15 protein-coding genes are annotated in these 14,693 nt (G+C 72.9%); 11 read left to right on the top strand and 4 right to left on the bottom strand.

What is annotated here, in order from left to right; genetic code table 11:
* The 5 genes from ACZ7MX_RS04035 (at position 1) to ACZ7MX_RS04015 (ending at position 4,222) form a co-directional block, all read left to right on the top strand.
* The gene (locus ACZ7MX_RS04035) at positions 1 to 399 is read left to right on the top strand and encodes a DUF4345 domain-containing protein (RefSeq protein ID WP_472129082.1); all 399 of its coding nucleotides are present in this window, start codon (positions 1 to 3) and stop codon (positions 397 to 399) included.
* Positions 400 to 459: 60 nt separating this feature from the next.
* Positions 460 to 1,086, top strand: a complete 627-nt coding sequence (locus tag ACZ7MX_RS04030; protein WP_472129080.1) for an alpha-ketoglutarate-dependent dioxygenase AlkB — start codon at positions 460 to 462, stop codon at positions 1,084 to 1,086.
* A 173-nt stretch (positions 1,087 to 1,259) separates the two neighbouring features.
* Entirely contained in the window at positions 1,260 to 1,835 is a 576-nt protein-coding gene (locus ACZ7MX_RS04025) for an AMIN-like domain-containing (lipo)protein (RefSeq protein ID WP_472129078.1), read from the top strand.
* A gap of 170 nt (positions 1,836 to 2,005) precedes the next feature.
* On the top strand, positions 2,006 to 3,238 hold the full coding sequence (locus tag ACZ7MX_RS04020; RefSeq protein ID WP_472129076.1) for an FAD-dependent oxidoreductase: 1,233 nt from the start codon (positions 2,006 to 2,008) through the stop codon (positions 3,236 to 3,238).
* 99 nt (positions 3,239 to 3,337) lie between these two features.
* On the top strand, positions 3,338 to 4,222 hold the full coding sequence (locus ACZ7MX_RS04015; RefSeq protein ID WP_472129299.1) for an aminoglycoside phosphotransferase family protein: 885 nt from the start codon (positions 3,338 to 3,340) through the stop codon (positions 4,220 to 4,222).
* Between the two features lie 43 nt (positions 4,223 to 4,265).
* Here ACZ7MX_RS04015 and ACZ7MX_RS04010 read toward each other — a convergent pair whose 3' ends face one another.
* Positions 4,266 to 4,451 carry a helix-turn-helix domain-containing protein gene (locus tag ACZ7MX_RS04010; RefSeq protein ID WP_472129074.1) on the bottom strand — a complete coding sequence of 62 codons (186 nt, stop codon included), beginning with the start codon at positions 4,449 to 4,451 and terminating at the stop codon, positions 4,266 to 4,268.
* 309 nt (positions 4,452 to 4,760) lie between these two features.
* Here ACZ7MX_RS04010 and ACZ7MX_RS04005 point away from each other — a divergent pair, with 309 nt between their 5' ends.
* The 3 genes from ACZ7MX_RS04005 to ACZ7MX_RS03995 are packed head-to-tail and all read left to right on the top strand — an operon-like array spanning position 4,761 to position 7,609.
* Positions 4,761 to 4,970, top strand: coding sequence for a ferredoxin (locus ACZ7MX_RS04005; RefSeq protein ID WP_393564891.1), 210 nt, complete (start codon positions 4,761 to 4,763; stop codon positions 4,968 to 4,970).
* Positions 4,960 to 6,330, top strand: a complete 1,371-nt coding sequence (locus ACZ7MX_RS04000) for an NAD(P)/FAD-dependent oxidoreductase (RefSeq protein WP_472129072.1) — start codon at positions 4,960 to 4,962, stop codon at positions 6,328 to 6,330. The genes ACZ7MX_RS04005 and ACZ7MX_RS04000 overlap by 11 nt, the downstream gene beginning before the upstream one ends.
* A 46-nt stretch (positions 6,331 to 6,376) precedes the next feature.
* The gene (locus tag ACZ7MX_RS03995; protein WP_472129071.1) at positions 6,377 to 7,609 is read left to right on the top strand and encodes a cytochrome P450; all 1,233 of its coding nucleotides are present in this window, start codon (positions 6,377 to 6,379) and stop codon (positions 7,607 to 7,609) included.
* Between the two features lie 86 nt (positions 7,610 to 7,695).
* On the opposite strand, the gene ACZ7MX_RS03990 is transcribed toward ACZ7MX_RS03995, so the two are convergent.
* A complete protein-coding gene (locus ACZ7MX_RS03990) occupies positions 7,696 to 8,340 on the bottom strand; it encodes a CAP domain-containing protein (RefSeq protein WP_472129069.1) in 645 nt (214 codons plus the stop codon).
* Positions 8,341 to 8,682: 342 nt separating this feature from the next.
* Entirely contained in the window at positions 8,683 to 9,591 is a 909-nt protein-coding gene (locus ACZ7MX_RS03985) for a LysR family transcriptional regulator (RefSeq protein ID WP_472129067.1), read from the bottom strand.
* An 84-nt stretch (positions 9,592 to 9,675) separates the two neighbouring features.
* On the opposite strand from ACZ7MX_RS03985, the gene ACZ7MX_RS03980 reads away from it, so the two are divergent.
* Positions 9,676 to 10,590, top strand: coding sequence for a PhzF family phenazine biosynthesis protein (locus ACZ7MX_RS03980; protein WP_472129065.1), 915 nt, complete (start codon positions 9,676 to 9,678; stop codon positions 10,588 to 10,590).
* Positions 10,591 to 10,703: 113 nt separating this feature from the next.
* Positions 10,704 to 11,492 carry an MBL fold metallo-hydrolase gene (locus ACZ7MX_RS03975; RefSeq protein WP_472129064.1) on the top strand — a complete coding sequence of 263 codons (789 nt, stop codon included), beginning with the start codon at positions 10,704 to 10,706 and terminating at the stop codon, positions 11,490 to 11,492.
* A 21-nt stretch (positions 11,493 to 11,513) separates the two neighbouring features.
* Here the strand turns inward: ACZ7MX_RS03975 and ACZ7MX_RS03970 are convergent, their stop codons facing one another.
* Positions 11,514 to 13,781 carry an FUSC family protein gene (locus ACZ7MX_RS03970; RefSeq protein ID WP_472129062.1) on the bottom strand — a complete coding sequence of 756 codons (2,268 nt, stop codon included), beginning with the start codon at positions 13,779 to 13,781 and terminating at the stop codon, positions 11,514 to 11,516.
* A 365-nt stretch (positions 13,782 to 14,146) separates the two neighbouring features.
* On the opposite strand from ACZ7MX_RS03970, the gene ACZ7MX_RS03965 reads away from it, so the two are divergent.
* Positions 14,147 to 14,611, top strand: coding sequence for a hypothetical protein (locus ACZ7MX_RS03965; RefSeq protein ID WP_030411834.1), 465 nt, complete (start codon positions 14,147 to 14,149; stop codon positions 14,609 to 14,611).
* Positions 14,612 to 14,693: the final 82 nt, after the last annotated feature.

The following is a 14,693-nucleotide window of genomic DNA, read 5'->3' as shown; positions in this document are numbered from 1 at the left end:
ATGGACAGAGTGCTCAGGTGGCTGGTGTGGGCCATGGGGGTCGCGTGTGTGGCGATCGGGGCCTTCCACCTCGTGCTCGGCATCGCTTCGGTACCGGGCGAGGGCTCGGCCGGGGCGACCGTGGACAGCCGGGAGCGGTTCTACAACGCGGTCTTCCTCGGGTACGGCCTGGCCTGGATCTGGGCGGCCCGGCAGTCACCGATCCCGGCGAAGGCGGTGCGCGCCCTCGCCGGGATCTTCCTGCTCGGCGGGATCGGCCGACTGCTCTCCCTGGCGGTGCACGGTCCGCCGCAGTGGTTCCAGCTCCCGCTGACCGTCCTGGAGCTCGTCCTGCCGCCGGTGTACTTCTGGCTGGCGGACGCGGAGGAGCGGGCCCGGGCGGCAGTCGCGGAGCGCTGATCGGCCCGGTACGCCTCGCGCGGCAGAACAGATTTTCGAATCTCTCGGTACGCTGGAGGCATGGGCACGCAACTCCAAGGCTCGCTCTTCGACCAGACCGACGAGATCCGACTCGGCCCGCTGCGCGGCATCCGCCGGACCGAGCTCGGTGACGGGGCCTGGATCGATCTGCTGCCCGGCTGGCTGAGCGGGGCGGACGCGTTGTTCGTCCGGCTCGCCGCCGACGTCCCCTGGCAGGCCGAGCGCCGGCAGATGTACGACCACGTCGTCGACGTCCCGCGGCTGCTCGCCTTCTACCAGGCCGACGACCCGCTGCCGCACCCCGTCCTCACGGAGGCCAGGGCGTTGCTCTCCGCCCACTACGCCGACGAACTGCGCGAACCCTTCACCACGGCCGGGCTCTGCTACTACCGCGACGGCCGGGACAGCGTGGCCTGGCACGGCGACCGGACCGGACGCGGCAGCCGGGCGGACACCATGGTCGCCATCCTGTCCGTGGGCGCGCCGCGCGATCTGCTGCTCCGGCCGCGCCGCGGCGGCAGCACCGTACGGCGGCCGCTCGGGCACGGCGACCTGATCGTCATGGGCGGCTCCTGCCAGCGGACGTGGGAGCACGCGATACCCAAGAGCACCCGGGCGGCCGGACCGCGGATCAGCATCCAGTTCCGGCCGCACGGTGTGCGCTGACCGGCCGGTCCGTGCGATGACCGGCGGCACCGTCCCGCGCCCGGCCGGTGACCCCCTTTTTCACGACAACTTCCGTCCCACGCTGACCGGAATGCGTCCCTCGGGCAACGTCCGTGCCGTCCCGTCGGTCCTACCGCGCGGACTTCATCCATCACCATCCTTTGGGGGCAGAAATGCGACGGTTGGCGACAGCGGCCACGGTGGTCGTCCTGACGGGCGCCGGGGTGCTCGGGACGGCCGGAATGGCCGGCGCCGCGACCGGCCCGGTGGGCAAGCACGGCACGGTCACCGCCTGCACGACGAACTGGGGGAGCCTCGACAAGACGGCGACCGAGGCGAACGCCCAGCCGCTGAAGAACATCACCACCAGCCAGAACACCTGCTACGACCGCATGGTCTTCGACCTCGGCGGCGCCACCGGCAAGATCGGCTACCACGTCGGCTATGTCGACGCCTTCCACCAGGACGGCTCCGGGGAGAAGATACCGGTCCAGGGCGGTGCCATCCTGCAGGTCTACGTCTCCGCCCCCAGCTACGACCCGGCGACCGGCAAGCAGACCTACGCCGGGACGGCCGGCAAGCCGCTGCCGGGCGTGAAGATCAGCGGCTACCGGACCTTCAAGGACACCCGCTTCGGGGCGAGCTTCGAGGGGCAGACGCAGATCGGCCTCGGTGTGCGGGCCAAGCTGCCGTTCCGGGTGCAGCAGTCCGGCAACCAGCTGATCGTGGACGTCGCCCACACCTGGTGAGCCGCCTCCGCCGGTGAGACCGTGAGCCACCTCCGGCACGGCCGACCCGGGGCCGCCCGGCCCCGGGTCTGGCTACCGGGGCGTACGGGCATATATGCCTGTGCCGATGCCCGTGCGCTTGCCGGTGCGGGTGTGGCGGACCCGGGCATTCCGCGGAAGGAGCGGTGGCGATGGAACGGACCACGTGCTGTGTGGTGGGCGGCGGCCCCGCCGGAATGGTCCTCGGCCTGCTGCTGGCCCGGGCCGGCGTGGAGGTCACCGTCCTGGAGAAGCACGGCGACTTCCTGCGCGACTTCCGCGGCGACACCGTGCACCCCTCGACGCTGGCGCTGCTGGACGACCTCGGCCTGGGCGAGCGGTTCGCGGCCCTGCCGCAACGGCGGGTGACGAGCGTCCAACTGCCGCTCGGGCCGGGCCGTTCGCTGGTCACCGTCGGGGACATCGGGGCGCTGCCGGGCAGGTTCAACTACATCGCGATGGTGCCGCAGTGGGACCTCCTCGACCTCCTGGCGGACGAGGCCCGGCAGGAGCCGTCGTTCTCCGTCCGTATGAGCACCGAGGCGACGTCGTTCCTCATGGATCAGGGCCGAGTGAGCGGCGTGCGGTACCGCACGGCCGACGGGCGGACCGGGGAACTGCGGGCCACCCTCACCGTGGCCTGCGACGGCCGCGGCTCACTGGCCCGGACGCTGCCCGAACTGGGACGGGAGGAGTTCCCCTGCCCGATGGACGCCTGGTGGTTCCGGCTGCCGCGGCACGGCGGCGATCCGCACGGGCTCGTGGGCGGCGTCGGCGACCGTTTCCTCACCGCCATGATCGACCGCGGTGACTACTGGCAGTGCGCCGGACTGATCCCCAAGGGGACCGACGCCGCACGCCGCGCCGCCGGCCTCGACGCGTTCATGGCCCAATTCACCGCCGCTGTTCCCTGGCTCGCCGACCGGGCGCACGCCGTGCGGTCCTGGGACGAGGTCAAGCTCCTCGACGTACGCATCGACCGGCTGCGGCGCTGGCACCGGCCCGGCCTGCTGTGCATCGGGGATGCCGCGCACGCGATGTCGCCGGTCTTCGGCATCGGCATCAACCTCGCCGTCGAGGACGCGGTGGCCGCCGCCCGGTACCTCGTCGAACCGCTGCGCGCCGGGGCGGTGGGCCTGCGGGACGTGCGCGGGGTCCAGCGCCGGCGGTGGCCGACGACGGTGCTCACCCAGGGCCTGCAACGGGCGGCGCACGCCCGGGTCATCGAGCCGGTGCTGACCGGCCGGCCGCCGTTCGGCCACCCGCGGCGCGCCGAGCGGCTGGCCGAACTGCTCACCCGTTCCCGGTGGTTGAACCGGGTGCCGGCGTACTTCCTCGCCTACGGCGCCCTGCGCGAACGCCCGCCGGCCGCCTCGGTGCGCTGACCCGGTTGGCCGCGCCTACCGGTGCGCCGGCCCCGAAAAGCGTTTGACGCCCGCCACCGTCCGGCGGTCGGATGGCGCCCCATGAGCAGCACAGGGCCGATGCATCCCGGCCTGCACCCCCTCGACGACGACCTCGTACGGCGGCTGGTCGCCGGGCAGTTCCCGCGCTGGGCGGGGCTGCCGGTGGAGCGGTTTCCGTCCGGCGGCACCGTGAACGCCATGTACCGGCTGGGCGACGACATGGTCGTACGGCTGCCGCTGGTGCCGGGCGGGGCGCCGGACGTCTCGTTGGAGCAGGAGTGGCTGCCCCGCCTCGCGCCGCGGCTCCCCACGGTGATCCCCGAGGTGCTCGCGGCCGGGGAGCCGGCCGAGGGGTATCCCTGGCCGTGGTCGGTGTACCGGTGGCTGGCGGGGGAGAACCCCGCGGCGGGTGCGCTGAGCGAGCCCGTGCTGCTGGCCGAGGACCTCGCCCGGTTCGTGACGGCGATGCGGAGCCTCACCTTCTCCGGGGCGCCGGCGGCCCACCGCGGCGGGCCGCTCGCCTCGCTCGACGCGGCGACCCGGTCGGCCGTCGAGGAACTGCGCGGCATCCCGGAAGAGGCCGTGGACGGCGATGCGGTGGCCGCCGTATGGGAGGACGCGCTGCGCACCCCCGCCTGGGACGGGCCGCCGGTCTGGCTGCACGCCGATCTGATGCCGGGCAATCTGCTGGTGGCCGGCGGCCGGCTGACCTCGGTGATCGACTTCGGCTGCATGGGGGTGGGCGATCCGGCCTGTGACCTGTTCCCGGCGTGGAACCTGCTGCCGGCCGACGCCCGGAAGGTCTTCCGGGCGGCGCTGGGCGTGGACGACGCGACCTGGATCCGCGGCCGGGCCCGGACGCTCTCCCAGGCGCTGATCGCCCTGCCGTACTACCGGCGGACGAACCCGGCGATGGCGCACAACGCCCGGCATGTGATCCGGGCGGTGCTGGCCGAGGGCTGAGGTTCCCGGGAGAGGCCAGGGCCCCGGCAGCGGGCCGAGCTCCTCAGCCCTCGTCCGCGCTGTCGTCGGGCACCCAGCGCAGCACGTCGCCCGGCTGGCACCGGAGCGTGCGGCAGATCGCTTCGAGCGTGGTGACCCGCACCGCCTTCGCGCGTCCGTTCTTCAACACGGCGACGTTGGCGGGCGTCATGCCCACGGCAGCGGCGACGCCGACGACGGCGACCGTCACGTACGGCGCGGCGAACGCCGAGCCACGGGTGGCGCAGCAGGGTGGTCCGCACCTGCCGGGCCACGTTCGCGGCAGGGCACTGGCCCGTCATCCGGCGGCCGCGCCCGGTAGCCGGGCCGCCCGCCCCTGCAATGGCCCCGCCCCTCCAACGGCCCCGCCCCACCTGCCCCGCGCCCCGTCCCGGGATAGACAGGAACGACGAGCCGACGCCCACCGCGCGCATGCCGCTCACCGCACGCATGCGCCGCACACCACGCGTACCACGCGGACGTGCCGGGCCCTGAGGGTGAGAGGAGTGGCAGCGGACCGATGAACGTCGTCGTCGACCTCAATCGCTGTCAGGGGTACGCACAGTGCGCCTTCCTCGCCCCCGAGGTGTTCACGATGCACGGCGAGGAGGCCCTGCTGTACCGCCCGGTCGTCCCGGACGGGCAGCAGGAACGCGTGCTGCGCGCCGCCGCCGCGTGCCCGGTGCAGGCCATCCTCGTGGGAGCGGAGGCCGGTACCGGTGAACGGTGACCCGCGCGACGGCCGGATCGTCATCGTCGGTGCCTCGCTCGCCGGTCTGCGGGCCGCCGAGACGCTGCGCGACGAGGGCTTCGCCGGCTCGCTGACCCTGATCGGCGACGAGGCCCAGCCGCCGTACGACCGGCCGCCGCTGTCCAAGCAGGTGCTGCTCGGGCGGGTCTCCGCGGCCGACACCGGGCTGCCGCAGCGCCGCCCGGTGGACGCGCACTGGCGGCTCGGCGTACGGGCCACCGGGCTCGACCCGATGGGCAAACGCGTGCTGCTCGCCGACGGCACCGAGGAGCCGTACGACCGGCTGCTGATCGCCACCGGAACCCGGGCCCGGCCCTGGCCGAACCCGGAAGAGGCCGCACTGGAGGGCGTGTTCACCCTCCGCACCAGCGGCGACGCGGCCGGGCTTGCCGCGCGGCTGGCCGCCGGGCCGCGCCGCGTCCTGGTCATCGGCGCCGGCTTCACCGGCTCGGAGATCGCATCCGGCTGCATCGAGCGGGGCCTCGCGGTGACCGTCGCCGAGCGCGGACCGGCGCCGCTCGTCGGGGCGCTCGGCGGCACGCTGGGCGCCCTCGCCGCCAAACTGCAGCGTGCGCACGGCGTCGACCTGCGCTGCGGCGTGACGGTCACCGCCCTGGAGGGCGACCGCGCCGGGCGGCTCATCGGCGCCCGGTTCTCCGACGGGACGCGGATCGACGCCGAGGTCGCCGTGGTCGCCCTGGGCGCGGTCCGCAACACCGAGTGGGTGGCCGAATCCGGCATCGCCGCCGGGCCGCGCGGGGTCACCTGCGACGCGGGCTGCCGGGCGTTCGACATGTACGGGATCGTCACCGACGACGTCTTCGCGGCCGGCGACGTGGCGCGGTTCCCGCACCCGCTCTTCGAGTACCAGCTGCTGTCCCTGGAGCACTGGGGCAACGCCGTCGCCCAGGCAGAGGTGGCAGCCCACAACATGGTCAACCCCGGGCCGCGCCGACGCCCGCACCTGACCGTGCCGGCCTTCTGGTCCAGCCAGTTCGGCCTGAACATCAAATCCGTCGGCGTCCCCACCTTCTCGGACCAGGTGGTCATCGCCCAGGGCTCCCTCAAAGAGCTCCGGCTGGTCGCCGTCTACGGCTACCGGGGGCGGGTCACCGCGGCGGTGAGCGTCAACCAGGCCAAATCGCTGGAGTACTACCAGCGCCTGATCGAGACCGCGGCACCGTTCCCGCCCGGGCCGGGCGCCGCCGACCAGGGCGAGTCCCCGTCCCCGGTCCCCTCCGACGTCCCGGACCCCAAGGTGCTCTCGCACGGCCCGACCGTCGCCCTCACCGGCCATCTGCCCGACCGCCGCCTGACCCTGGTCCAACCGGGCCGCTGAGACCACGGACGGACCACCGTCCCCCACCGCGTGAGGAGCCCCGCCCATGGCCGCGGACCCCGAGACCCTCTTCGAGCGGATCACGGACTACGCCAGCCGCCCCGACCCCTACCCGCTCTACGCCGAACTGCGCGAGCACGGCGTGGCCCGGCAGCAGGACGGCAGCTACCTGGTCGGGACGTACCACGACATCAACGCCCTGCTGCACGACCCGCGGATCAGCTCCGACCGCCGCAACCGCACCGAACCCGACGAGCTGGGCGACGCGGAGCGGGGCATCCCGCCGTCCTTCATCGGCCTGGACGACCCCGAACACCACCGGCTGCGCAGCCTCGCCATGCGCTCCTTCGGGCCGCCCCACAACCCCGGCCGGATCGACGCCCTGCACGGCGAGATCACCCGCATCGTTAAGGACCTGCTCGCCCAGCTCCGGACCAAGGACCGCATCGACCTCGTCGACGAGTTCGCCTACCCGCTGCCGGTCACCGTGATCTGCCGGCTCCTGGGCGTACCGACCGAGGACGAGCCGAGGTTCCGCGGCTGGTCGGACGCGATCGTCTCCGGCTTCGACCCCACCCCGGGCGCGGACCCCGCCGAACGGCAGCGCGCCGCCGCCGACGCCCGCCGGGCGATGGGCCTCTACCTCGGTGAACTCGCCGAATCGCGCCGCGACAGCCCCGGCGACGACATGCTCTCCGCGTTCGCCACCGACCCGGGACCCGACCACGGCGGGTTCAACCAGCTCGAAATCATGACGACCGCCGTGCTGCTGCTGATCGCCGGCCACGAGACGACCGTCAACCTGATCACCAACGGCATGCTCACCCTGCTGCGCCACCCCGAGGCGCTGGCACGCCTCCGCAACGAACCGGCGCTGATGCCCCGGGCGGTCGAGGAACTCCTGCGCTACGAGCCGCCGGTGCAGTTGCTGCCGCAGCGCACCCCGCTCGCCGACATCGAGATCAACGGCGTCACCGTCCCGCGCGGCGCCCCGCTGATCCTCGTGCTCGCGTCCGGCAGCCGGGACCCGCGGCGGTTCGCCGAACCGGACCGGTTCGACCCGGGCCGCGAGGACAACCAGCACCTCGGCTTCGGCGGCGGCGTCCACAGCTGCTTCGGCGCCCCGCTGGCCCGGCTGGAGACCCAGGCCGCACTGACCGCCCTCATCCACGGCCTCGCCGACCCCCGGCTCGTCGAGGACCCGCCCCCGTACCGCCGCAGCCCCGTCCTGCGCGGCCCCCGGCACCTGCTGATCGACCACGACCGGGCGGGTGGCTGAGGGCCGCGCGGAACGCGGCGGAAGAACGGGACGGTGCGGGATACGAGGAATTCAGCCGGCCGTCATCCGGCCGTTCCGCAATTGCCTCAGCCGGCCGTGCCGAAGTCCTGCGTCCAGTAGTCCCCGGGCTGGGCGAGGCCGACACCGAGCTCCTTGAAGGAGCAGTCAAGGATATTGCGCTTGTGGCCGGGGCTGTTCATCCAGCCCTTCATCACGCTCGCCGGCGAGGAATATCCGTAGGCGACATTCTCGCCGTACGCGCTCCAGTTGTATCCGGCGCGGGTGATCCGCCGGCCGGGGTCCGACCCGTCGGAACCGGTGTGGGACATGTTCCGGTGCGCGGCCATGTCCTTGCTGTGGTCCTGCGCGGCCTTCGTCAGCTTCGCGTTGAGCTTCAGCGGGGAACAACCGGCCTTGCTGCGCTCGCTGTTGACCAGCTTGAGGATGCTGGCCGCCGCGCCGGAGGCCGGCGCGCTGCTGGGTGCCGCGCTCGTGGACGCGGCGGGCTTCGCCGTGGTTCCCGCGCTCGGCCTGGTGTGTGATCCGGTGCTTCCCGAGTGGTGTCCCCAGTGGTGGTGGTAGGCGTTCCGGTGCCATTTCCCGTGGCCCCAATGGCCTGCGTCCGGTCCGTTCAGGCATGCCATGGCGGCGGTCGGCACGGCGAGCGCGCTGACGGCCAGGGCGCCGATGGCTATTTTCCGGTAATGCCTCGTCCGGCGGTGCTTCGTCATCGATGACCTCACTCGGTGATGGGGCTCGTCATTTTTGGAAAGCCCCGCCACATAAGGCAAGGAAAGGCGGTGGGCGATACCTACTAATGCGTTTAGTAGTGCGTGCCGGCCCTTGTCGTCGGCGGTGAGGTGTGCTGCCCGGTACCGACAATTCCCGGGAATGCCTGTCGCCCCGTCAGAATGGCCCTCACGCTCGTCCCGTGAGGACAAAAGGCCGACGGGCCGCATACCGTCCGGGCATCCGCGGGGCATCGCCGCCCCAAGGTGGACAAATCCCTTATGTCAGTGGAAGGGATTCCTACTAGCCGGCTTAGTGGCGGCCGGTGGAGGTTATGGCAGATGTCACAGGGAGGTGTCGGCGAAGGCGGCGGTCAGCTCCTCGGCGACCGCCCGGGCGCCCGGCGAGACCCACCGCCGGCGGTGCCGGACGAGCTGGACGGGCACGGGCGGGGCCTCGGGCCCGTCCACCACGGCCAGTCGGCCGTCCGCCAGCTGCCCCTCGACCGTCATCTGCGGCAGCAGGGTCAGCCCCAGGCCCGCCGCCACGCACGAGCGGGCGGCATCGATGCTGCCAAAGCGGGTGATTCCGGGACGAGTTTCCGGTACGCCCTGCAGGGCGCGGACCAGCCGGTCGCTGTACGAGCAGCCCTCCTCGTGGACGAAGAAACTCTCCCGGGCCAGCTCCTCCCACCCGGCCGTCCGCCCGGCGAGCGGATGGTCCGGCGCCGCGACGTACGCCAACGGCAGCTCGGCGATCCGGTGAGCCAGCAGATCGCTCTCGGCCACCTCCGGCTCCAGCACCAGGGCCAGATCGAGCCGGCCACCGCGCAGCCCGTCCACCGCCGCCGCCGTACCGACGGCGTTCAGATGGACCTCCAGTCCGGGATGGGCGCGCCGCAGGGCGGCGATCACCGACGGCAGCCGCGAGGCGCACAGCGAGTCCGCCGCCCCGATCGTGACCTGGCCCGCCACGGCCCCGCCCGCCGCGTCCCCGTGCCAGGACGAGGCCGTGGCCCGCAGCCTGGCCACCGCGTCGAGCACCGCCTCGGCCTCCGCCAGCAGCCGCTGCCCGGCGGCGGTCGGGACCGTCCCCGACGGCAGCCGGTCGAACAGCGGCGTCCCCAACTCCTTCTCCAGCGTGCGGATCTGGACGGTGACCGTGGACTGTGCGAGGTGCAGGGCGCGGGCCGCGGCGGTGAAGCTGCCCGCTCGCGCGAGCGCCACGAACGATTCCAGAAGCCGGGTCTCCATCCCTCCACGCTATCGCGAAGCCTGATGGAGTCCAGCAAGATTTATCGTTGGACGCGATGGCCCGCGCGGTGACACGGTGAACCCATGACGAACCACACGACCTCCTCCCTCGACTCCCACGCCCACCCCGCCGCATCCGCGGACGCGGACGTCGAGGTGCTGCGCTACTCGGCCTTCACCACCGACCCCGCGGGCGGCAACCCGGCCGGCGTGGTGCTCGACGCCGAAACCCTCGACGACACCCGGATGCTGGCCATCGCCGCCGAGGTCGGATACTCCGAAACCGCCTTCGTCACCGCGCACGACACCGCCGCCCGCCGCTACCGGCTGCGCTACTTCAGCCCCCGCGCCGAGGTCGCCTTCTGCGGCCACGCCACCATCGCCACCGCGGTCGCCCTCGCCTCCCGGACCGGCACCGGAGAGCTGGTCTTCGACACCCCGGCGGGGGAGATCCGGGTCTCCACCACCGTCCAGGACGGCTCCCTGCGCGCCACGCTCACCAGCGTGCCCGCGCACTCCCGCCCGGCCGGCGACGCCCTCGTCGACACCGTCCTCGGCGCGCTGGACTGGAGCCGGGACGACCTGGACCCCCACCTCCCGCCGCACATCGCCTTCGCCGGCAACGACCACCTCGTCCTGGCCGTCCGCAGCCGGGAGCGGCTGGCCGCCCTCGACTACGACTTCGACGCCCTGCACGACCTCATGCGCGAGCACGGCTGGACCACCGTGCACCTCGTGCAGCGCCAGGCGCCGGACCGCCTCGACTTCCACGCCCGGGACCCCTTCCCGGTCGGCGGCGTCGTCGAGGACCCGGCGACCGGCGCCGCCGCCGCGGCCTTCGGCGGCTATCTGCGCACCCTCGGCCTGGTCACCGAGCCGGTGCGGGCCCACCTCCGCCAGGGCGAGGACATGGGCCGGCCCAGCGACCTGTACGTCGACATCGACCCCGACGACGCACGGATCAGGGTGACCGGCGCGGCCGTTCCGCTCACCGACTAGCCGTGGACGCGGGCCGGAATGCGCCCCGGCACACCGGCGTTACGGATCATGCGGACGGCCTCCCGCCGTCCGCACCGTCGCCCCCGAGGCGTCCCGGCAAGCGAAAGGCAGTCATGAGCGCATCCTCGTCGTCCGGTGGAGTCACCGTCCGGTATGTGGGCGGCCCCACGGCACTCCTGGAGATCGCCGGGGTGCGGCTGCTGACCGACCCCACCTTCGACCCGCCCGGCGACTACCCCATAGGCGGGCGGAAGTTGGTCAAGACGGCGGGCGCCGCGCTCACCCCGGAGGAGATCGGCCCGGTCGACGCGGTGCTGCTCTCCCACGACCACCACCCGGACAACCTCGACCGCACCGGCCGGGCGTACACCGCCGGGGCACCGCTGGTCCTCTCCACCGCCGCCGCGCGCGAACGGCTCGGCGGCCCGGTCCGGGCGCTGGCCGACGGCGAACGGATCACCCTGCCCCGCCCGGACGGCGGCACCCTCACCGTCACCGGAGTCCCCGCTCAGCACGGCCCCGACGGCACCGAGCACCTGGTCGGCGAGGTCACCGGCTTCGTGCTGTCCGGCCCCGGCCTGCCGACGGTGTACGTCAGCGGCGACAACGCCTCACTCGACGTGGTGCGGTCGATCGCCGAGCGGTTCGGGCCGTTCGACGTGGCCCTGCTGTTCGCCGGCGGGGCGCAGACCCCGCTGCTCGGCGACGCGTACCTCACCCTCCCCAGCGACCGGGCCGCCGAGGCCGCCGCCCTCCTCGGCGCCCGCCGGGTCGTTCCCCTGCACTTCGAGCACTGGGGCCACTTCACCCAGGGCGGCGACACGCTGGTCGAAGCCTTCCGGCAGGCCGGCATCGAGGACCGGCTGCGGCTGCTGAAGCCGGGGGAGCGGATCGATCTGTGACCGGCCGGGCCGGCCCGCGTGTCAGGCCCGCGGGCCGGTCTTCCGGCCGGCCACCGGCACGTCCAGCGGCCGGGCGATGCCCACCACGTTCTCGTCCAGCCGCTGCAGATGCCGCAGCACGCGGAAGGTGACGGTCCCCGACCGCAGCGCCGGGGAGTCGCTCGCCTCCAGCATCGCGGCGATGCTGGCCCCGGCCTCCACCTCGCCCTCGGCCGGCTCGTCCCGCACCCGCGCGGCGATCAGATCCAGGTTCCGCGCGATGCGCTTCCCGGCGAGCGAGAGCCGCGGATCGGCCGCGATGGTCCTGCTGAACGGCACGAGTTCGGCCGTCGCCGCCAGCGACCGGGCGTGATAGGCGCAGGTCTCCAGCAGCGCCACCAGATACTGCGCGGTCTGCCGCCGCACCCGCAGCGGCGTGATCGGATGCGTCAACGGCCGGGTGGAGGCCCGCAGTTCGTCCAGCGCCGTGTCCAGATCACGGGCCAGGCCCAGCAGGTCGACGGCGGGCCCGCCGCTCAGCTGCTCGACCGCCGCGGCCACCACCTCCCGCAGCCGTACCAGCACCGTGTCCAGGTGCTCGTCCGTCCGCCGGTCGGTATGCACCGGCAGCACCAGCATCGCGGCGATGATCCCGCAGGCCGCGCCCAGCGCCGTCTCCTCGATGCGCAGCACCAGCACGGACAGGCTGTAGGTGTCGAGGAGGGTGTAGAGCAGACCGAGCATCGCCGTGACGAAGAACGACATCAGCGCGTACGACAGCGGCGCGGTGAAGAACATGCCGAAGATGCACACCAGCACCAGGGCGAACGCGGTCCAGGTGTGGTTGCCGACCAGGCCGGCCAGCGCCACACCGGCGACCACCCCGAACACCGTGCCCACCAGCCGGCGGTAGCCCTTCACCAGGATCTCGCCCGTCGAAGAGGTGTTGAGGAAGACCACCCAGCAGGTGAGCACCGCCCAGTACCAGCGCTGGCTGGACAGGAACTCCCCGCCGACGATGGCCAGCGCCGAGCCCACCGCAACCTGGAAGGCCGCCCGGGTGGTGGGCCGCTCCAGCCCGGTGCGGTCGTCCTCGGGCTCGTCGCCCTCCACGCCCGCCCCGGCCACGATCGCGAGGTCCTCGGCGTCGAACTCCTCCCGGGACCGCGTGGTGGCCGGCGAGTCGTCGGACTCGTCCTGCGGCCCGTCCAGCGCCAGCCGCAGACCCAGCACGGCGCGCGCGGCCTCACCGATACCGCGGAAGGCGTCCTGGACGGCCGGCGAGGCCGGCGGCAGCTTGTCCTCGTCGCGGTAGCCGAGCAACCGGTTGCGTACGTGCGCCAGCGCCGTACCGCGGTCGTCCGGCGCCCGCCGCGCCACCAGCAGGTTCAGCGCCTCCAGGTCCCGGCGCAGCCTGGTGTGCACATCGCCACCGGTCTCCAGCACGCTCGTGGTGGTGGGCAGCGGGGCGTGCGGGAGGTGCAGGGTGAGGGTGTCCGCGCGTTCGGCGCTGCGGGCGTTGAGCAGCAGCATCCCCAGCCGCTCGGCGGCGATCTCGGCGTCCGCGACCCGGCGCTGCAGCAGCCCGGCCGTGGCCTCGTCCGGGGTGCCCTCCTCCAGGCGGCCCTGGATCATCAGCGCCGCCTCGTGCAGCCGCGCGGTGTCCCGGCGCAGGTCGTCGAGGACGTCGTCCAGCTGCCCGGGCTCCGCGTCCATCAGGGCGAGGTGCGTGGCCACCAGCTGCGCCAGCCGCGCCCGGAAGGCGGCGCGCAACCGGGCGAGGGTGCGCTGCGGGGTCTCCGGGACGACGGTGAACCGCACGACCGCGCTGCACGCGAAGGCGACGGCCAGGGTCAGCGCCACCTGGGGCAGCGCCGGCACGGTGGCCCGCACGAACAGCGACACGAAGTAGACCTGGAACCCGATCAGTCCGAGCGCCGTGCCGCGGTCACCGAACCGGCGGGAGTACACGGCACCGAAGATCAGGACCAGGAAGGCCAGGTCGCCGGCGATGACGTTGGCGTGCAGCAGCGCTCCGAGGGTCATCGCGGCGAGCGCGACGGGCAGGCCCAGCCCCAGCGTGATCGCCTGGCCGCGGACCTCCTTCTCCCGGATCGCGAAGGTCGCGGCCATCGCCGTCATCGCGCCCGCGACCATCAGGGTGACGCCGGTGTGGAGCAGCGCCAGGACGACGAGCGTGACCAGGATCGCCCCCACCGTCCGCAGCCCCGCCATCAACCGCAGCAGCCCGGGATCGGAGGCCGCGAAGCGGTCCCAGGTACCGGTCACAGCCCGTCGTATCGCTGACATCACGCCGCCCTACACTCCCGATTCTCGTCCTGAGCAGGGATGACTCAGCATCCCATGTCGGCTTTCCGGGGCCGCGGCCGGTCGGCGCGCCCGATCCGGAAGACGAAGAAACGGGCGAATTGCCCCGTCCGGCGGGTTATTACGGTACGGCGCCGAATGCCGCCCAATGCCGGGCCAATTCATGCGGCGAGACATTGTCCCGAAGGGCATTGCCCACCCGTTCAACTGCCCAAAGATTCAATACCCAGAAGACCGCGCACTCGGAAAACTCTTCACCAGTCGATCGGAACTTCCGGTCCAGGTAAGGCCGCTTCCGGACCCCCTGCGGGTACGGCCGTACCGCACAGTTGATTTGAGGAGTCTTCATGCGCAACAAGATGCGAATAACCGCAGCCGCCCTGACCGCCGCCGTGGCCCTCGGCGTCGCCGCGCCGGCCGCCTCCGCCGCCACCGAGGCCCCGGCCCGCACCGCCGCCGTGCAGACCCTCACCGTCGAGCAGGCCCGCACCGTCCTGCCGGCGAACCTGTCGCAGCAGCTCGCGGACGCCGCGGCCAAGACCGGTGGCGCCAGCACCGCCGCGCAGACCGGCGCGAGCCAGGTCAAGCCGCACGGCATCATCGACAAGCTGCGGAAGAAGGCCCTGAAGGCCGCCTTCAAGCGCCTGCCGAAGAGCTGGCAGAAGAAGCTCATCTCTTGGGCGAAGAAGGGCAAGGGCTACTTCACCAAGCAGTGGAACAAGCTTCCGAAGTGGATCCGGAAGACGCTGACGCTGGGCGGCATCATCTCCACGAAGGTCGCCATCGAGTGGCTGATCGACATCATCCTGTGAATTCCCGCCGCTAGCGGAATCCCAGGCTGAACGACGTGCGCCCCTGGTACGCTCCGGCGACCCGGGGCGCACGCCGTATATC

The organism is Streptomyces sp. NPDC107765 (assembly GCF_055657085.1).
The sequence above is the reverse complement of the archived record's forward strand: the minus strand, read 5'-3'. Positions and strand labels throughout refer to the sequence as shown.